Source organism: Phytoactinopolyspora halophila, from assembly GCF_003287285.1.
GTDB classification, from domain to species: Bacteria; Actinomycetota; Actinomycetes; order Jiangellales; family Jiangellaceae; genus Phytoactinopolyspora_A; species Phytoactinopolyspora_A halophila.
In genome coordinates this window covers 423,042-441,387 of the sequence record NZ_QMIG01000002.1, presented here as the reverse complement: position 1 = coordinate 441,387, position 18,346 = coordinate 423,042, and the positions used below count along the sequence as shown (strand labels likewise).

The following is an 18,346-nucleotide window of genomic DNA, read 5'->3' as shown; positions in this document are numbered from 1 at the left end:
CGTCAGTCCGCGTACTCGTATCCCTCCGCACTACGGTCGTCGGAGACCGCGGAGCGGGTATCGAGGTATCTGCCGAAGATCACCTGCAAGATTCCGGCGACGAGCAGGCCGTCGACGGCCGACATGCTGGTCAAACTCACGTCGGTATAGCTGGTGAGCGCCGAGACACCGGATCCGGTTGCCCACGCGGCCAGTGACAGTATGCGAACGGGAACGACGGTCTTCTCGAACCCGCCCTGGTATTCGGTCTTCCGCGTGATGTAGTAGTCGACGACGATGACACCGGCCATCGGCGGGATGAAGATGCCCAGCACGGTCAGGAAGGTCGTGAAGCTGTCATAGATCCCCGCGAGCGCCAGGATGATGCCGATGACGCCGGCGATACCGGTCAGCTGCCACTTCTTCCAGCTTCGGAACACGACGACGAAGCCGAGCGCGGCGGAGTAGAGGTTGTTGTCGTTCGACGTCCACTGGGCGAGCATCAGCAACAGCAGCGCGAGGACACCCCACCCGAGACGAAGCAGGATATTCACGATGTCGGACGTGCCGGTCTGCAGGGCCATCAACGAGCCGACGGCCATGACGGTGGGGGTTACCACGGCGAACGCGAATACCGCACCACCGACTACGTGCTTGGGTGACTTGGCGTACCGGGCGACGTCGGGCGCGATGACCGCCCCGACGACAAACGAGCTCACCACCAGCGAGATGCCCGTCCCCAGTGTGATGGCCGCACCATCACCCCGTAGCTCGGCGATCTCGGACATCGAGGTGTCCTCGAGGATGCGCCATACCGATGCGGCCATGAGTGCCAGCATCAGCGGTACCGCTATCTTGCTCAGCTTGTCCAGGGCCCGGTAACCCACGATGGATGTCGCGATCATCAGCAGGCCGCCGGCGATGATGAACGGGGCATCTGCCCACTGCATACCGGTGGTCGATTCCCAGGCGGTGCTCGCCGCCCGGGAGAACAGCCCGAGCTGGACGGCGAACCACCCGTAGGAGCCGAGGGCCTGAAGCATGGCGATGAGCAGTACGGCCTGGTTTCCGAAGGCGAACCGGCTGACCATTGCCGTGGACAGGTGCGCCCGGGCGCCGACGATTCCGGTGAGCGAGCTGATGATGGCGAGAATGATGCCACCGATGATTCCCGCCACGAGTGCCTGCTGGATGCTCAGTCCTTCCGCTACCGTGCCACCGGTGAGCAGGAGGCCGAGGCTGATACCGACACCAGACCAGATCAGGCCCATGGACAGCCAGCTTCTGGTCTTCTCCGGTGGTACCTCTTCGGTGCTGTAGTCCTGGAATAACTTGTCCGCCTTCGAAGAATCCATCGTGACCTCCCTTGGGCCCGCGCATCTAGGCGTCTGGGGCCCGTGAGTCGGCATGGGCGCGACGCAGAGCTTCCCGTGTGAACGACTGGACGTAGCTCGCCAACCAGGCGTCGAACGCGTCGGGGTCGGTCATGACGAGGTTGAAGTTCGCCATGTATTCGGCTCGTGCTGACTGCAGGAATTCATCCTGCTGGAACGTGTCGTTCTCGTTGACGAGCTCCATCAGGCGGTGTGCCGCGTCGACCATGCGAAACGCCGCCAGGCTCGGGGTTTCCTGCAAGCTCGTCGGTGCGCTCGTGACGAGGTGCGTGATGATGCCGAAGATGGCTTGGTCGAGTTCCTTTCCCATCTGCTACGCCCCGTCTGCAAACCGGTTGTGGTGGTAATGCGTCTGAAACCCGCGCGCGGGCGGAGCTGGCGACGTCGAGACGTAGCCCACGGCGACGGTGACATCCGGCCTGATGTGCTCCGGCAGTTCCAGCAGCGCTTGCACCGCGGACTCGGTCCAGCTGGTGACGGTGCACACGCCGAGACCGAGGGTTTGCCCCATGAGCGCCAGATGAGCACAGGCCGCTCCCGCATCGAGGCGGGACGTCACCTCGACCCCACGCGGGCCGAGTACTTGGGCAGCCCGGATCACGTCCGTGCAGTGAACGATCATCGCGGGCGCGTTGTTGATGAAGCCCGGCAGGACCTGCCGGGCAGCGGTCATCACCGCCGGATCGTCGACGACGACGATGTGTCGTACGCCGGAGCGAGCTTGCTGAGCGCGGGTCGCCGCCCACGCCATCGTCTCGAGGGCGTCGCGCGGCACCGGACGCTCGTCGAACTCGCGGTGCATCCGGCGACGGCGCATCAGCGTGGCGATGTCGTGGACGTCCTGCTGGTCGGTGCTGGTCGCCGTCATGGCGCTAACGCCCGTTCGCAGGGACGCGCTTCTTGTCTGGCGGGGGCAGATAGGTCGCCCGGCTCGACGTCACGCCGAGTCTCGCCAGGTGCAGTAGCCATCCGATCGCCGCTCCGGTTGGATCGACGACGGGCACCGTCGGACCGGAGGTCGCCAGCCGCTGCTGGAGCTCTGCAGCGGCCCCTGACATGCCCGTGCACCCCAGGACGATGACGTCGGCCTCGTCGCCGTCGATCGCGGCGCGGGCCTGCTCGTGTAGCCGCACCAGCATCGTCTCCCGATCGGCGAGGCCGAGCACCGGCATGTCCACAACGCGAATGGACGAGCAGCGCTCGGCGAGGCCGTGGCGCCGGATCGACGCGCGGATCGTCGGGACGACGTTCGGCAGAACCGTCACGATCCCCACGCGCTCACCCAGTGACAGTGCGGTCAGCACGGGCGGTTCGAATCCACCGACGACGGGCACGTCTACCCGCTCGCGTGCGGCGGCGACTGCCGGGTCGGCGAAGCAGCTCACGAACACGCCGTCGGTGCCTGCCGCTACTGCCATCTCGACCTGCTCGAGAATGGGCGGCGCGCACAGTACCTCGTCGTACTCGCATTCGATGGACTCCACGCCGTACCGGACGGAACGCACGTCCAACTCGACATCGTGTGGAATCCACGTCGCGGTTTCCTTTTCGACTTCGGCCTCGAAGCCTTCGCCCAGAATCGGCGAGATCGCCGTGAGTCGCACAGCTCCTCCTCTCCTCGGGCGTCGCCGTTCCGGAGACAGTAGGCTGGAAGCAGTATGCGGACAATGTGCAAACTGCCTATTCATAGCCGCATAACTGGGCACAATGCTGCGTGACATCGATCCGGACTCTGTCTAGTGTCGGCAATGCCGTTGAACGAGACACCCGCGATCGAAGGGACGCCGATGCGTATCGGTATCGACGTCGGAGGCACCAACACGGATGCCGTCTACATGGACGGCAACGGGGTGGTCGCCATGACGAAGACGGCCACGACCGAAGACGTGACCGGTGGCATCGTTGCTGCCCTGCGCGATCTCGACCGGTCTCCGGGCGTGGACATGAGCCAGGTCAAGGCGGTGATGATCGGCACGACGCACTTCACCAACGCCCTCGTCGAAGCGCGTCGGCTCGCGCCCACTGCGGCTATCCGCCTTGGCCTCCCTGCTACCGCCGCCCTTCCACCGTTCACCGACTGGCCCGAGCATCTCGTCACCGCGATGTCGGGGCGTCCCTACCTGTGTCATGGAGGCGTCGAGTTCGACGGGCGCGCCATCTCGCCGCTCGACGAGGACGAGATCCGGAAGGCGGCCCAGGACATGAAGTCGAACGGGGCGCGAAGCGTTGCCATCTCGTCGGTCTTCTCGCCCGTCTCCGCCGACGACGAGATCCGTGCGGCCGAGATCGTCCGCTCCGAGGTGCCCGACGTCATGGTGAGCCTGTCCCATGAGATCGGCCGGATCGGGCTGCTGGAACGGGAGAACGCCACGATCATCAACGCGGCGTTGCGCGAGCTGGCGCCGACCATCCTGGACAGCCTCGCGGAGACGGTGCGGGCCGCGGGCATCTCGGGACGGTTGTACCTATCGCAGAACGACGGGACGTTGATGGACGTCGATTTCGCCCGCCGCTATCCCGTCGCCACCTTCGCGTCCGGTCCGACGAACTCGATGCGGGGCGCGGCGTTCCTGTCTGGGCTTGCCGACTGCGCCGTCGTAGACGTCGGGGGAACGACGGCGGACGTCGGCATCCTGGTCAAGAATTTCCCTCGGGAGGCCGGCACCGAGGTCAGCGTCGCCGGCATCCGGACCAACTTTCGGATGCCGGACGTGATCAGCATCGGTCTCGGGGGCGGGAGCATCGTGCGCCAGGACGGCTCCGACGGGTCCGCGCTGACCATCGGCCCGGACTCGGTAGGTTACCGGCTGCGCCAGGAGGCCCTCGTGTTTGGTGGCGACACGCTCACCGCCACCGACGTCGCCGTGGCTGCCGGGATCGCCGATGTGGGCGATCACGGCAAGGTGGCGCACTTGTCGACGGAGCTAGTCGACGAAGCCCGCGCGACAGCTGCGCGTATGGCCAGTGATGTGGTCGACCGGATGCGCACGTCCGAGGATCCGATACCGGTCGTCGCGGTGGGCGGGGGCAGTTTCCTGGTGCCGGACGAGTTCGACGTCGCCAGCCAGGTGTATCGGCCGGACCATTACGCGGTGGCCAACGCGATCGGGGCGGCCATCGCCCAGGTCGGAGGCGAGGTGGACCGGGTGTTCCCGGTCGAGCCCGGCCAGCGGGACGAGGTGGTCGCCCGGGCCAAGGAAGAGGCACGAGAACGGGCCGTCGCGGCCGGAGCCGACCCCGGCACCGTCGACATCATCGACGTCGACGAAGTGCCGATCGCGTATCTCCCCGGCAATGCGACCCGGATCCGCGTCAAGGCCGTCGGCGATCTGGTGCTCGAGGGCTGAACGATGACTCATCTGACTGAAGGGGATCTCGAAGACCTCGCGTTCGGCGCCGCCGTGCTCGGAACCGGGGGTGGTGGCGATCCGTACATCGGGCGCCTGCTCGCGCAGCAGGCGATCGCCGATCATGGCCCGGTCGAGCTGGTCGGGCTCGACGAGGTCGGTGACGACGCGCTCGTGCTGCCAGTGGCGATGATGGGTGCGCCCACGGTCATGGTGGAGAAGATCCCGGGCCGGGACGACCTGCAGACCGTCGTGCGGATGGTGGAGGCCCGGCTCGGGAGGAAGGCCACCCACCTCGTCCCGATCGAGGCGGGTGGCATCAACTCGCTCATCCCGGTGGCCGCGGCGGCCCAGATGGGCCTGCCGCTGGTCGACGCCGACGGGATGGGGCGAGCGTTTCCCGAGTTGCAGATGGTGATGCCCACCATGGGCGGCATCGCGGCGACGCCGATGGCGCTGGCCGACGACAAGGGCAACAGCGCGGTCCTGGACACGGTGGACAACGTCTGGACCGAGCGGCTCGCCCGGACCATCACGATCGAGATGGGCTGCTCCAGCGTGCTGTCGAACTACCCGTTGGAGGGGCGACAGGCGCGGCAGCATCTGGTTGCCGGGAGCCTCTCCCTGTGCCGGAAGATCGGCGCCGAGGTACGGGAAGCGCGGCAGCGCCACCACGACCCGGTCGACGCGGCCTTGCACGTCATCACCGGGACTCGGCTGTTCACCGGAAAGGTGGTCGACGTGTCTCGCCGTACCTCGGGAGGGTTCGCCCGCGGTAGCGCGACTCTCACCGGCACCGGACTGGACGAAGGAAGCACGCTGGAGCTGCAATTCCAGAACGAACATCTGGTGGCGACCGTGGACGGCGCCGTGCGGGCGGTCGTTCCCGACCTGATCTGCCTGTTCGACGCCGAGTCCGCGGCCCCGATCACGACCGAGGGTTTGCGGTACGGGCTTCGTGTCGTTGCCAGCGCCGCCCCGTGTGATCCGCGATGGAAGTCTCCCGACGGGCTGGCGCTCGTCGGTCCGCCCGCGTTCGGGCTCGACGTCGAGCACCGGCCGATCGCATCCACCGCGGAGGTGACATGAGCTGGACACTGACGGCCGCCGACTTGCCCGACCTGGCCCGGGGCGCCACCTTGCTCGGCACGGGTGGCGGTGGGGATCCCTACATCGGCCGCCTGCTGGTGGCGAGCGCGCTCGGCAACGGCGGTGGCATCACGATGCTCGACCCGGATGATCCGGATGACGTGGCCGACGACGCGCTGGTCATCCCCACGGCCATGATGGGCGCACCGACCATCATGCTGGAAAAGATCTCGCACGGTAGAGAGCCGATACTGGCCCTGCGGACGCTCGAGGATCGGTTGGGCGAGAAGGCTCAGGCCACGATGCCGATCGAATGTGGCGGGATCAATTCGATGATGCCGCTGTTCACTGCGGCTATGGCCGGGCTGCCATGTGTCGACGCGGACGGGATGGGCCGCGCGTTCCCGGAACTGCAGATGGAGACGTTCTACGTGTATGGCGTGTCCAGCTGCCCGATGTCCATCGCCGCGTCGGATGGTTCCACCATCGTGATCGACACCGGCATGGACGCGCACCAGATGGAGTGGATCTCACGCGGGGTGACCATCCGGCTCGGTGGCGCTTCGCATATCGCGGATTACCCGATGCGGGGATCCGAAGTGAAACGCACGGCCATCCCGCGAACCATCAGCCTCGGCCTCCGGCTCGGCCGGTGTATCCGCGTCGCCCGTGAACAGCACCGGAACCCCTTCGAGGCGTTGCGGCAGGAGTTGCGCGAGACCTTGTACACGTACGGGGTGGAACTGTTCCGTGGCAAGGTGGCCGACGTCGCGCGCCGCACGGAAGGGGGTTTCGTCCGTGGTGATGTCACCCTCCGGGGGTTCGACAACGACGACGTGTGTGAGATCTCGTTCCAGAACGAGAACCTCATCTGCCGGGTCAACGGAACCACGCGCGCCCTCGTACCCGATCTGATCTCGGTGCTGGATGTCGACACCGGTGAACCGATCACCACCGAAGGGTTAAAGTTCGGCCAGCGGGTCGTCGTGTTCGCCATCTCCACGCCGGCGAGCATGCGCAGCCCGCAGGCCCTGGAGATTTTCGGGCCGCAAGCGTTCGGACTGACCGAGGAGTTCATCCCTGTCGAGCAGCGCAATCCCGACACCATTCCGAGTCCAGCGTGACGATGTCGACGCGCTGGGCCAGGGTGTACGTGTCTTCGGTTCTGGAGGAGGCGGTGACCCGGACATCGCGTGCGCCAGTCTCGTCCGGCGGCTGACCACCTGTTCGGGTGTGGACGTGATTCCACCCTCGGCCCTGCCTCCAGGTGCCACGGCCGTTCCGTTCGGTTTCGTCGGGGCGACGAGCCTGCTGTCGGAGCGGCCCCCATCCGGTGCAGAGCTGCTGGACGTCTGGATGGGCGTGGAGACCACGCCGGAAGCGCTCATTCCGATGGAGATCGGAGGCTTCAACGGTGTTGCCGCGGTGTGGGCCGCGGCTGCGCTGGACGTTCCGCTCGTCGACGCGGATCTGATGGGACGGGCCCTGCCCGAGCTTCAGCAACTCCTGCCCGTGGCCCATGGGTGGACGCCATGTCCGGCCACGGTGGTCGACGTGCACGGCCGGCAGTTGAGGCTCGACCACATGACTCCGTCAATGCTGGAGGCCATCGTCCGAGCCGTGCTGACCCCGATGGGCGGCTGGGCCGTGTTCGTCTGCCAGCCGTTGACCGCCGAGATGATCATCAATGCATGTCATCCCGGTTCTGTCAGCCGGGCCGTGGCCCTCGGCCGCGACGTTCACCGGCTACAGGACGGTGCAGCCCTGGACGAGGTGACCGAGCTTGAGGGGACCGTTCTCGGCGAGGGCCGTATCGTGGAGATCACTAGGGGCGCGCCGCGTGCCGGCCGGCGGATGCCGGTCACCACGGTCGTCGTCGATCTCAGCGCCCCGCCCGGAGGCACACTCCGGTTAGAGGCGGAGAGCGAGTGGCTTGCTGTGATCGTCGACGGCGAGCCAGTCGCTACCGTGCCGGAGCTGCTGCTGGTCTGGGATGTGGACTCCCGCGAGGTGCTCGCGGTGGAGACCGTGCGGCACGGTCGAAACGTCCGGGTGACGGCCCTCCCGGGCGCGGCGGGATGGTGGCAGCCCGGTGCCCTGCGTTATGTCGAGCCCGCGGCGTTCGCGCTGGACGTACCGGCCCGCCGGACGGCCGTGCCGGTGGAACATCCGGAGGCGTGACCGTGGCATCGGAACGGCCCCTGGTGCAGCATGCGGACCTCCTGGCAGGGCTTCCCGGGCTGGAGGACCTGCACCTGATCAGCCAGACACCTGGCGTCACGCCGGTTACCGGCGTCCGGCTGGTGGACCTCACCACCGAAGCCGTTGACGAGCAGCAGCTTCTCGTCTGCATCGCGGCGGACGTCGCGAGCTGGCGGTTGGACGCGCTGATCCGGCGTTCCGCGCTCGCCGGTGCCGCCGGGATCGTCCTGCCGGAGTCGACGCCTGGACCGACGCTCGCGAGCCTGCACATCGCCAGCCAGCTTCGGCTTCCGCTGTTGGCGGCGCCACCGCACCGAATCCTCGACGTCGTGAGCACGCTGCAGCGGCTGATCGCCACACCGGAGATCGAGCGGGCTGACCGGGTACTGCGGTGCGCGTACCGGTGGCGGGACGGGACATCCGGGCCGGAGAACGTCCTCGCCGATGTGAAACGGGAACTTGGAACCTCACCCGTGCTCGGTGATCAGGCGCAGATCAACGAGTTCGCCCCGGACGTTCGCACCGATCTGGAGGTCGAGCAGACCATCACGCGGCCAGACGGTACGGTCATCGTGTCTCATCCCGTACCCGGGCCCAGCCGCCAGTGGCTGCTGATCCGCCTGGACAATCCCCCGGACGTGCTGGTCGACCAATCGACGACCCTGGCTCGGCTGGCCGTGCTGCACCTGCGCGCCTGGTTTCTCGCTCGCCGGTGGGAGCTGGAGCAGGACCACCATCAGCAGAGCAGGTTGCTCGCCGACTTGATCGCGGAACACGGCGCGGCCACCGCTGAGATCCGCCGACGCGCTGCCGAGATGGGGTGGCGGCTGGACGGGTGGCACATCGGCCTGTACTTCGTGCCGCCCGTGGAACCTGGCGAAGCTATGCGGGATCGCCTGGCGGCCGGTCTTCGTGGCGTGGATATACCCAGTGCGGTGGTTCAGCGTGGTTACGCCTGGGCAGGATGGCTGACCAGTGACGATGCGCCCGTGCCTGAATTCCTGCACCGGTTGCTCACCCGGCTGCGGCGATGCCGATACGCGATGGGAGAAGATACGCCGTTGCGCATCGGTGTCGGCCGGGCACGGGAAGGCCCGACGGGACTGGTCGCCTCGCTCGACGAAGCACGCGAGGTCGCTTTAGGGGTGGATTCGCGGACAGGAGGCGTCGCGGCCACGGACGCCGTCGGTATTCATCGGCTCGTGGGAGAGTTGCTGGGTTCGTCGACTGCCCGGGATTTCGCGCAGTCGGCTCTCGCACCTCTGGCGCACGACACGACCTTGCTGGATACGCTGGCAACCTACCTGGACAGCGGCAACTCGGTCACGACGACGGCCGCTCGGCTCGGTGTGCATCGCAACACCGTCAATGCTCGCTTGAATCGGATCACGCAGACGCTTTCCATCGACCTTGCCGACCCGGACGTCCGGCTGGCGTTCCAGCTCGCCTGCCGTGCGTTGGATGTCCCCAGCTAGCCGCTGCTGTCGAACTCGCACATGACCCAGTAGAGCGTGACCATGGAGCAGTAGGTTTGACTGAAACTGTAAGGATCAGTATCTGTCGTCCTGTGACCGTTCGTGCGACGTTGTCGGTCGGCGCGGCTACTGTGTTGTGCCATGACGGCTCGGCTGACGGCCCGTAACCTGAACCGGACGTTACTTGCCCGGCAGCTATTGCTGGACCGTGAACAGCGTCCGGTCGCTGACACGGTCGAACATCTCGTGGGCTTGCAGGCACAGAATCCGACGGATCCGCATTACTCCCTCTGGTCTCGCTTGCAGGACTTCGATCCCGGCGAGTTGAATCAGCTGCTCCTGAACCGCCAGGTGGTGCGCTGCTGGCCGATGCGCAGGACCGTGCACCTGGTCACCGCGCGCGACGCCAAGGTACTCCTGCCGCTCACACAGCCCGTGGCGTTGCGCACCCTCCGTGGCAATTTCCGGCGCCGGCTCGAAGGGTTGGACCTCGACGAGGTCGCGGCGTTCGGCCGGAAGCTTCTGGAAGAGCAGCCGCGCACGCGCGGCGACCTCATTCCGCATCTGACACAACGTTGGCCCGGTTACGACCGTGATGCCCTCGGCTACGCGGCCACCATCCCGTTGCCGCTGGTACAACCGCCACCTCGGGGTCTATGGGGCCAGAACGGCAAGGCGGTGCTGACGCCGGCCGACACGTGGCTCGGCGACAATCTCGAACCGGACCCCTCTCCGGACACCATCGTCATGCGTTACCTGGCAACCTACGGGCCGGCCGGCAACGCCGATATCCGCACGTGGTCGGGCCTGACGGGAGTGAAGGAGGTGACCGAGCGGTTACGGCCACGCCTGCGGACGTTCCGCGATAACGAAGGACGTGAGCTGTTCGACCTGCCCGACGCGCCGCTCCTCGACGCCGACGAGCCGACTCCCGTGCGATTTCTCCCCGAATTCGACAACGTGTTCCTGTCGCATGCGGACCGCAGCCGGATCGTGGGTCCAGACGTGGGACGCGTGGGCGCGATCACTGCAGATCGTACGGTGCGCAAACTGCTGATCGACGGTTTCGTGAATGCCGAGTGGTCACTGGACAGCAAGGGTGACGAAACGACGCTGATCGTCCGTCCCTATCGCCCCCTCTCGCCGGACGAGGAGGCCGACATCACGAGCGAGGGAGCTAGATTACTCACCCTTGTCGCGCCCGACGGCGCGCATGACATCACCATCCATCCTCCAGCGTCACCGGAAGTCTGACCACCAGGTATGCGCGAAGTGGGGCGATCATGAGTATTGCTGACGAGTTAGGAGATCCGGGCGAGGCGGTTGGCAATTCTGGCGGGATTCGTCGCGAAGAGGTCGATCGCCCGGTCACGCTCGTTCCACCGCGCCTGAAACCCGGAGATCGAGTGCGCCTGGTCTCCCCAGCGAGCCCGCCGAGCCGGGAACAGGTCGAGCATAGCGTCGATCTGCTGGCGAGCTGGGGTCTCGAGGTCGAGATCGGCGATCACGCATTCGACCATGTGGGATACCTGGCTGGGACGGACGAGAACCGGATCGCCGATATGAACGCCGCCTTTCGGGACCCCGGGGTACGTGCCATCTTCGCAACGAGAGGCGGTAAGGGTGCCTACCGGATCTCGGACCGTCTCGATTTCGAAGCAGCACGAAGCGATCCCAAACCGCTCGTCGGATTCAGCGACATCACCATGATTCATCTAGCGCTGTGGCGGTGGTGCAGGCTCGGCGGGATCCACGGTTTCGCCGGGCAGGAGACGGCGGAGACGTTGTACCGATCGCTGTTCACAGCAGAGTCGATCACCGTCTGCCAGGACCCGAGCGAAGTAACCGCTGCGGTTTCCGTCGACGGCCGAGCCGCGGGCTTCCTCATGGGCGGCAATCTGGGCGCAATACGTGGGGCAGTGGGCGCCGAATTGCCACGTCTCGACGGTGCGATCTTGTTGATAGAAGACAATTTCGGCACGGGACTCGGGCAGGTAGACCGGGAGCTGACGCAGCTCATGAAGTCCGGATCACTGGACGGCGTACGAGGAGTCGCCGTCGGTCAATTCAGCGGCTTCGACGAGGGACCTGTGGACGAGGCACTCGGAGGTTGGACGATCGTTGATGTCCTGCAGGAACGGCTCGCCACGCTTGATGTCCCCGTTCTCGGCGGCTTGCCGATCGGACACGGATCTCGGCCTATGTCCGTACCCCTCGGCGTGACCGCCACGATAGACACGGGCGCTGGCATCCTCACCGTGGATCCAGGGGTGGCATCCGGGAGGCCAGCCGTCGCCAGAACGAATGCCGACGACGCATCCCGGGTTCCGGGCCGGTTGCGATCGGGTACCCGGCAGCTGTCCACGCCTTGGTGCCCCCGCGCACCGTGAAGGCGGTCCGACCGAGCCGTGCGACGGTCTCGGCACCTCGACGGGATCGGATTCCGGTCGAGCACACGGTGATGACCTGGCCGGCAGGGAGGTCGCGGAGGCGGGTCGGGAGTTCGCGCAGTGGAATGTTGATCGCGCCGGCGATGTGGCCGGAGGCATACTCCTCGGGCAATCGAACGTCGATGACGAGATCGCCGGCCCGCCACATCGATTGTGCCGTTGCTACGTCGATCTCTTCGGTGACAGGTTCGGGTGGATTCATCGCATCCGATCTTCTCGCCGTTCTGGTCGTGTTTTCGCGTGTTTGCCTATCGAAGTCAGCATTCGGCAGCATCTTGGTACTGTTCGTTCATGCGTCCCGAGATGTCCGATCAGCGGAGCCAGCGCGAGCGCATGCTGGCTGGTGCCCCCTACATAGCCGATGATCCCGAGCTGGATGCTGATCGGCGGCGGGCCGCCGAGCTATACGAAGAATTTAACGCGAGCGGGGTTGAGGACGGCGAACGTCGCCAGCGGATCGTGGAAGAGTTGCTCGGGCACGTCGATTCCAGTGCCGAGATCCGTCCGCCGCTGTACTGCGACTATGGCTATCGGATCAGGGTCGGTGCGCGGGCGTTCATCAACTTCGGTCTGGTCGCTCTCGACGTCGCTCCCATCACGATCGGTGACGATGTACAGATCGGCCCGTACGTGCAGTTGCTGACCCCCACGCACCCGTTGGACGCGGGCGAGCGCCTGGACAAGTGGGAAGGAGCCGATCCGATCACGGTAGAGAACAATGCGTGGCTCGGTGGCGGTGTGATCGTGTTGCCGGGCGTGACCATCGGCGCGAACACCGTCGTGGGTGCGGGAGGCGTGGTGTCGAAGGATCTTCCGGCCGGTGTCGTCGCGGTCGGAAATCCGGCCCGGGTGATCCGCGAGCTGTAACGCTCACCGTTCGCCTTTTCGTCTTTCTGCTTGACGGGCGCATCTCCGGGCGTATATAAAACTAACCAGTTATGAAACTATCTGGTTATGAAATGGCGGCAGATCAGCTCGACGCGACGTTCGCAGCGCTGGCCGATCCCACGCGCCGGGCGATCCTGGCTCGACTGGCGGCGGGCGAGGCCACCGTCACAGAACTCGCAGCTCCGTTCGAGATGAGCCAGCCCGCGATCTCCAAGCATCTTCGAGTGCTGGAGCGGGCAGGCTTGGTTACCCGGACCCGTGACGCACAGCGTCGGCCGTGTCGGCTCGAGGCGCGGCCGTTGCAAGAGGCCACCGCCTGGCTGGAGAACTACCGGACCTACTGGGAGGAGAGCTACCAGCGTCTCGACGGGTTGCTCGACGAGCTCCGGGCGGTCGAGGAGCAGAGCAGGGGTGCCGAATCGGATGAGGGTGAGCGGTGATGAACGGCGGGGAGCTCTCGGTGACGACGCCGGGCGAGCGCGAGATCGTGCTGACGCGCTCGTTCGATGCGCCACGACATCTCGTGTTCCGGGCTCTCACCACACCCGAACTGCTGAAACGGTGGCTTGGGGCGCGCGGGTGGAATCTGGTCGGATGCGAGATCGATCTGCGAGTCGGCGGAAGGTGGCGTTTCGTCCACCGCGGTCCCGACGGGTCGGAGATGGCGCACGGCGGCGTCTACCAGGAGGTCATCGAGCCCAGCCGGCTCATCTACACCGAGATGTTCGACAACCAGTCGTACGAGGGCGAATCGCTGATCACTCAGCTGCTCGTCGAAGAGCGCGGGATGACGACCCTGACCAGCTCCGTGCTGTACGCATCGCAAGAGGCCCGCGACACCGTCCTTCAATATCCGATGGCGCGCGGTGTGAGCCAGAGCTACGAACGGCTCGACACTGTGCTCGCCGACCTCAGGAATCGTCAAGGAGACACCACATGAACTGGACACTCGAAGTCGTCATCGTTCCCGTAACCGACATCGACCGCGCCAAGTCTTTCTATGCCGACCAGCTCGGCTTCAACCTGGATCACGACGCGATGCTCGGCGACGACGCACGTATCGTCCAGCTGACACCTGCCGGTTCGGGGTGCTCGATCGTCATCGGGAAAGGTGCGGTGCCGGAGATGCCTCCCGGGAGCTTGAAGGGACTGCAACTGGTCGTCCCGGATATCCACAAGGCTCGCGCCGAGCTCGTCGAACGTGGCGTCGACGTCAGCGAGGTTCAGGTTCTGGGTGAGAACCCGAGGCCCGTCGATGATCCGCTCGACAACGTCGGATTCGTGTTCTTCAGTGACCCCGACGGCAACGGTTGGGCAGTGCAGCAGATCTCGTCGCGAGCCTGAGCGCGTCGACTCGAGCCATCACCTGTGTCGCCGTTGATCGGCGCGTACGCTGGCTGCTGTGGACCAAGAAGATCGTCTGGCCGTATTCCTCGACTACGAGAACCTCGCACTCGGCGCACGTGATCACTTGGGTGGTCTGAAGTTCGACTTCCGTCCCATCAGCGACGCGCTTGCCGAGCGAGGACGCGTGATCGCGCGCCGCGCATACGCCGATTGGTCGTACTTCGACGAGGATCGCCGGATGCTCACCAGGTCGCACGTCGAACTGATCGAGATCCCGCAGCGTATGGGCTACCGGCGGAAGAACGCCGCGGACATCAAGATGGCCGTGGACGCGATCGAGTTGGCCTTCGAACGGGACTACATCGCGACGTTCGTCATGTGCACGGGTGACAGCGACTTCACCCCGTTGGTGCACAAGCTGCGCGAACTCAACAAGCGAGTCATCGGTGTCGGGGTGGAGCAGTCCACATCAGCGCTGCTCCCACCCGCGTGTGATGAGTTCCTCTACTACGACCGGCTCGAAGGCGTCGAAGCGCCGGCTCCCAACGTCGAGAGCCGTCCGCGGAGAACACTGATGCCGGTGCCGGAACCGGCCGAGCCGAGTGGAGCCACGGATGCGGATCAGGACGCCGCTCCCAGCGGTGATCTCGACGAGCTCGCCGTGCGTGTCGCGCAGACCGTGTCCGGGTTGCAGCGAAGTTCCAGTGGTGAGGTCAACGCGTCGACCTTGAAGCGCACGCTGCTGCGCAAGGATCCGACCTTTAGCGAGGCTGACTACGGCTTCCGCGCGTTCGGCGAGCTCCTCCAGCACCTCTCCGAACGCAACGTTCTGGAACTGGCCGAGGGACCGGCCAAGGGCGATCCGGAAATCTCGCTGCCCGAGCTCGGCGACCGGGAAGAGGCGTTCGGCTTGCTGCGGTCGATCCTTGCCGATCTGCCGGAGACGCAGGTCGCTCTCTCGGGATTGAAGAACAAGCTTCGCAAGGTCCGGCCCGAGTTCAGCGAGAAGAAGCTCGGCTATCGGAGCTTCCTGCAGTTCTGCAAGGCAGCGGCGACCACGGGGGCAGTCCAGCTGACCTGGGATCCGGAGGCCGGCGACTACCTGCTCACGTCGACAGACGAAGGTTGAGCCGTCGCACTCGGCTAGATGGCCGCGTCGAGATCGCCGAGCCGTTCGATGAGCCGGAGGTTCTCGCGGTAATCGACGGGGCAGTTGATGATCGACACGCCGTCCTGGTCGAGGGCCGTGCGTAGCGTGGGGAGCAGCTCGTCGGCGGACGTGATCTGGTATCCCGTGGCGCCGAAGCTCTGGGCGTACTTCACCACATCGGGATTGGTGAAAGCGGTGTTGCTGTGCTCGCCCATCTCCATCTGCATCTTCCACTCGATCAGGCCGTAGCCGTTGTCTTCCCAGATGAGAACGGTGAGCGGGATACCCTCGCGAACGGCGGTCTCGATCTCCTGAGAGTGCATGAGCCAGGCGCCGTCGCCGACGACGGCGAGCACCCGGACGTCGGGCTCGGCCAGGGCGACGGCGAGCGCGCCGGGCAGCGCGAATCCCATGGTAGACAGGCCGTTCGAGATCAGGCACGTGTTCGGCGCATACGTCGGATAGAGCCGGGCCATCCACATCTTGACCGCGCCGGTGTCGACGAGCGCAACGTCTTCCCGGCCGAGTGCCGTCCTGGTGTCGGCGACGACGCGCTGCGGTGACAGCGGATACCGATCGTCCTGGCGGCCGTTCTCCAGTTCCTCGGCGAGGAGGACGCTCGACGTCGTGGGCTCGGAGGCCGGGCAGTGGTGGTCGGACAAGCCGTTGAGCACGGCATCGAGCGACGCGGAGATGTCGGCGATGATGCCGACGTCGACGGGATAGTGGGCGTCGACCTCGGCGGGAAAGCGGTGTACGTGGATGATCTTCTTGTCCGCGTCCGGATTGATCCGGACGGGGTCGAACTCCTGTAGCTCGTATCCCACGGAGATGATCAGATCGGAGTTCTCGAACCCGAAGTTGGCATAGTCGCGCGTCATGAACCCGATGGTCCCGACGGAGTTCGGGTGATCGTCAGGAAAGACGCCCTTGCCGTGGAACGTGGTGGCCACCGGAACGCCGAGAGTCGCGGCGAACTTCTGCAGCGCCTCCGATGCTCCCCCGCGGGCAGCGCCATGCCCGGCGAGGACGATCGGTCTCTGGGCGTTCTTGATGAGATCGACGGCGCGAGCCACCTGGTAGGGCGACGGCGCTTCCGGCTGGACGACGTTACGAGGGAGGGGAGCCAGGGCGTCTGATGCCGGTGCATCGTCGACGTCCTCGGGAACCGCCAGGTACACGGCGCCTGGCCGTTCCGTCTCGGCGGTCTTGAACGCCTTGCGGATCATCTCCGGGACCGCGTCCGGGGTCGGTACGGCGGCTGACCACTTGGTCACCGGCGCGAACATGCTTACCAGGTCGACGAACTGGTGCGACTCCTTGTAGTTGCGGTCCTTGCCGACCTGAGCCGACAGAGCCACCAGCGGCGTGCTGTTGGTCATCGCGTCGGCCACGCCGAGCTGCAGGTTGATGGCTCCTGGTCCGAGTGTGGCGGAGACGACGCCGGCGGAGCCGGTCACGCGCGCGTACATCTCGGCCATGAACGACGCAGCCTGCTCGTGCCGGGTGAGCACGTAGCGGATGTGCGATCGTTCCAGGGCCTGGGTCAGATAGATGTTCTCCTCGCCCGGCAGGCCGAACACCACCGTGACGCCTTCGTTCTCCAGGCAGCGGACGAGCAGCTCGGCGGCCCCGCCGGAGTGTTCGGTCGATGGCGTCATCAGGTCACCTCGGGGAATCGTGAACGGGTTCTGATGCCACCGTATCGAGTGGACGGTCGCTCGTGGCTCTCGCCGCGTATCCTCGTACGCGGTGCGGAGACGAGACCGGATGTATCTGTGGCTACGGGGGCATCCCGTCCTGGTGGACGCTCTCGTGGCGGTCGGCATCTATGCCGTGCTGGTTGTGTTCGGATCGCCCGTGCTCGTCGACCCATATGGCTGGTCTAGCTTCCTGGGCGGGGCAGCGGAACCGAGCGTTCCAGACGGCCTGCGGCTGGCGTTCACCAAGTTCGGCGCGCCCGTGATATCGGCATGCCTCGTCCTTCCGCTGGCGTTGCGACGGCTGCGTCCGGAGTGGTGTGCCGGAGTGATCGCGGCCGTGTCGTTGCTTCAGTGGGCCTTCGGCCTGCCGATCTACCTGTCGCAGATCGGTGTACTGGTCGCGCTGCACGGGGTGGCCGCGTACGGGCCGCGATGGGCAAGCCGGGCAGCGCTGGCGCTCGGACTGTTGGGGGCCGGACTGGCAGCGACGCGATACTTCGAGGCAACGGAGAACATGGTCGTCGTTGGCGGCTACATCGTGGCGCTGGTGCTGGCGGCGTGGGCACTGGGTGATCTGCAGCGCGTCCGGCGCCAGCAGATGGAAGGGCTGCGGGAGCGGGCGCGCCGTCTCGAGGTCGAACGTGAGCAGGAGTCCCGGCTGGCCGCGGCCGATGAGCGTGCCCGGATCGCCCGGGAGCTCCACGATGTGGTCGCACATTCCCTGTCGGTGGTGATCGCGCAGGCGGACGGTGGTCGCTATGCGGCAGAGCACGATCCACAGGCGGCCGTCGAGGCCTGCGAGACGGTCTCCGAAACTGGCCGTGGCGCGTTGACCGAGATGCGGCGGCTACTCGGGGTGTTGCGGACCGATGACGGCGCTTCGCGGGCGCCGACGCCCGGCGTGGCCGATATCGACGATCTGGTGGCAAGTGTACGAAACAATGGCCTCGAGGTGGAGTTCTCGACGACCGGAACGCCCGAGTCTCTCTCGTCCGGTGTCGAGCTCGCGGCATATCGCATCGTCCAGGAGGCCTTGACCAACGTCCTGAAGCATGCGGGGCCAGAGGTCAGCGTCGACGTGCGTGTGGACTGGACACCGGAAGGATTGATGGTCGCCGTCGTCGATGATGGGCGGGGAGCGGCCGCCGATGCCGCGTTGCGTCCGGAGGCTGATGGGAGCGGTCATGGGGCGGGGCACGGCATCACCGGGATGAGTGAACGCGCCACCCTCTATGGTGGATGGTTGCAGGCCGGCCCGGTCCCCGGCGGTGGGTTTGCCGTTCGTGCCCGTCTTCCCTACCCCTCGGCGGAGAAGAAGTAGC

Annotated in this window: 18 protein-coding genes and 1 pseudogene; 13 read left to right on the top strand and 6 right to left on the bottom strand. The window is 66.0% G+C overall.

All coding sequences use genetic code 11. The features are described from left to right. Positions 1–2 precede the first annotated feature (2 nt). From DPM12_RS04530 to DPM12_RS04515, 4 genes are read right to left on the bottom strand one after another with little or no spacing between them, the layout of a single operon-like run. Entirely contained in the window at positions 3–1,334 is a 1,332-nt protein-coding gene (locus DPM12_RS04530; protein ID WP_158542734.1) for a cytosine permease, read from the bottom strand. Between the two features lie 25 nt (positions 1,335–1,359). Beyond that, complete coding sequence (locus DPM12_RS04525) at positions 1,360–1,683, bottom strand: DUF6092 family protein (RefSeq protein WP_112257050.1); 324 nt, start codon at positions 1,681–1,683, stop codon at positions 1,360–1,362. A 3-nt stretch (positions 1,684–1,686) separates the two neighbouring features. After that, a complete protein-coding gene (locus DPM12_RS04520) occupies positions 1,687–2,241 on the bottom strand; it encodes a nitroreductase family protein (RefSeq protein ID WP_112257049.1) in 555 nt (184 codons plus the stop codon). A gap of 4 nt (positions 2,242–2,245) precedes the next feature. Then, positions 2,246–2,977 (bottom strand): aspartate/glutamate racemase family protein, encoded by a 732-nt coding sequence (locus tag DPM12_RS04515; RefSeq protein ID WP_211658421.1) that lies wholly within the window; start codon positions 2,975–2,977, stop codon positions 2,246–2,248. 183 nt (positions 2,978–3,160) lie between these two features. Here DPM12_RS04515 and DPM12_RS04510 point away from each other — a divergent pair, with 183 nt between their 5' ends. The 7 genes from DPM12_RS04510 to DPM12_RS04480 all read left to right on the top strand — a co-directional run bounded on the left by DPM12_RS04510 (position 3,161) and on the right by DPM12_RS04480 (position 11,876). Further along, positions 3,161–4,720 (top strand): hydantoinase/oxoprolinase N-terminal domain-containing protein, encoded by a 1,560-nt coding sequence (locus DPM12_RS04510; RefSeq protein WP_112257159.1) that lies wholly within the window; start codon positions 3,161–3,163, stop codon positions 4,718–4,720. Between the two features lie 3 nt (positions 4,721–4,723). Beyond that, the gene (locus DPM12_RS04505) at positions 4,724–5,809 is read left to right on the top strand and encodes an S-methyl thiohydantoin desulfurase family protein (RefSeq protein WP_112257047.1); all 1,086 of its coding nucleotides are present in this window, start codon (positions 4,724–4,726) and stop codon (positions 5,807–5,809) included. Next, on the top strand, positions 5,806–6,933 hold the full coding sequence (locus tag DPM12_RS04500; protein WP_112257046.1) for an S-methyl thiohydantoin desulfurase family protein: 1,128 nt from the start codon (positions 5,806–5,808) through the stop codon (positions 6,931–6,933). Before DPM12_RS04505 ends, DPM12_RS04500 begins: the two co-directional genes overlap by 4 nt. Beyond that, the gene (locus tag DPM12_RS04495) at positions 6,890–7,990 is read left to right on the top strand and encodes a DUF917 domain-containing protein (protein WP_112257045.1); all 1,101 of its coding nucleotides are present in this window, start codon (positions 6,890–6,892) and stop codon (positions 7,988–7,990) included. Before DPM12_RS04500 ends, DPM12_RS04495 begins: the two co-directional genes overlap by 44 nt. Further along, positions 7,987–9,486: a PucR family transcriptional regulator gene (locus DPM12_RS04490; RefSeq protein WP_158542732.1), complete on the top strand. Its 1,500-nt coding sequence runs from the start codon at positions 7,987–7,989 to the stop codon at positions 9,484–9,486. Before DPM12_RS04495 ends, DPM12_RS04490 begins: the two co-directional genes overlap by 4 nt. Positions 9,487–9,627: 141 nt before the next feature. After that, a complete protein-coding gene (locus DPM12_RS04485; RefSeq protein ID WP_112257043.1) occupies positions 9,628–10,740 on the top strand; it encodes a winged helix DNA-binding domain-containing protein in 1,113 nt (370 codons plus the stop codon). 29 nt (positions 10,741–10,769) lie between these two features. Further along, positions 10,770–11,876: a S66 peptidase family protein gene (locus DPM12_RS04480; protein ID WP_112257042.1), complete on the top strand. Its 1,107-nt coding sequence runs from the start codon at positions 10,770–10,772 to the stop codon at positions 11,874–11,876. 22 nt (positions 11,877–11,898) lie between these two features. On the opposite strand, the pseudogene DPM12_RS24240 reads toward DPM12_RS04480, so the two are convergent. Continuing rightward, positions 11,899–12,084, bottom strand: a pseudogene (locus tag DPM12_RS24240) (rhodanese-like domain-containing protein); the annotation flags it as partial. Between the two features lie 155 nt (positions 12,085–12,239). Between DPM12_RS24240 and DPM12_RS24060 the strand changes: the two are divergent. The 5 genes from DPM12_RS24060 (at position 12,240) to DPM12_RS04450 (ending at position 15,300) form a co-directional block, all read left to right on the top strand. Then, positions 12,240–12,803, top strand: a complete 564-nt coding sequence (locus tag DPM12_RS24060; protein ID WP_112257157.1) for a sugar O-acetyltransferase — start codon at positions 12,240–12,242, stop codon at positions 12,801–12,803. 92 nt (positions 12,804–12,895) lie between these two features. After that, positions 12,896–13,264 carry an ArsR/SmtB family transcription factor gene (locus DPM12_RS04465; RefSeq protein ID WP_112257041.1) on the top strand — a complete coding sequence of 123 codons (369 nt, stop codon included), beginning with the start codon at positions 12,896–12,898 and terminating at the stop codon, positions 13,262–13,264. After that, positions 13,264–13,764 carry an SRPBCC family protein gene (locus DPM12_RS04460; RefSeq protein ID WP_112257040.1) on the top strand — a complete coding sequence of 167 codons (501 nt, stop codon included), beginning with the start codon at positions 13,264–13,266 and terminating at the stop codon, positions 13,762–13,764. The genes DPM12_RS04465 and DPM12_RS04460 overlap by 1 nt, the downstream gene beginning before the upstream one ends. Continuing rightward, positions 13,761–14,168, top strand: a complete 408-nt coding sequence (locus DPM12_RS04455; RefSeq protein ID WP_112257039.1) for a VOC family protein — start codon at positions 13,761–13,763, stop codon at positions 14,166–14,168. Before DPM12_RS04460 ends, DPM12_RS04455 begins: the two co-directional genes overlap by 4 nt. A 58-nt stretch (positions 14,169–14,226) precedes the next feature. Then, positions 14,227–15,300, top strand: a complete 1,074-nt coding sequence (locus DPM12_RS04450) for an NYN domain-containing protein (protein ID WP_112257038.1) — start codon at positions 14,227–14,229, stop codon at positions 15,298–15,300. A gap of 14 nt (positions 15,301–15,314) precedes the next feature. Here DPM12_RS04450 and DPM12_RS04445 read toward each other — a convergent pair whose 3' ends face one another. Continuing rightward, entirely contained in the window at positions 15,315–16,982 is a 1,668-nt protein-coding gene (locus DPM12_RS04445; protein ID WP_112257037.1) for an acetolactate synthase large subunit, read from the bottom strand. Positions 16,983–17,073: 91 nt separating this feature from the next. On the opposite strand from DPM12_RS04445, the gene DPM12_RS04440 reads away from it, so the two are divergent. After that, the gene (locus DPM12_RS04440) at positions 17,074–18,345 is read left to right on the top strand and encodes a sensor histidine kinase (protein WP_211658417.1); all 1,272 of its coding nucleotides are present in this window, start codon (positions 17,074–17,076) and stop codon (positions 18,343–18,345) included. Position 18,346: the final 1 nt, after the last annotated feature.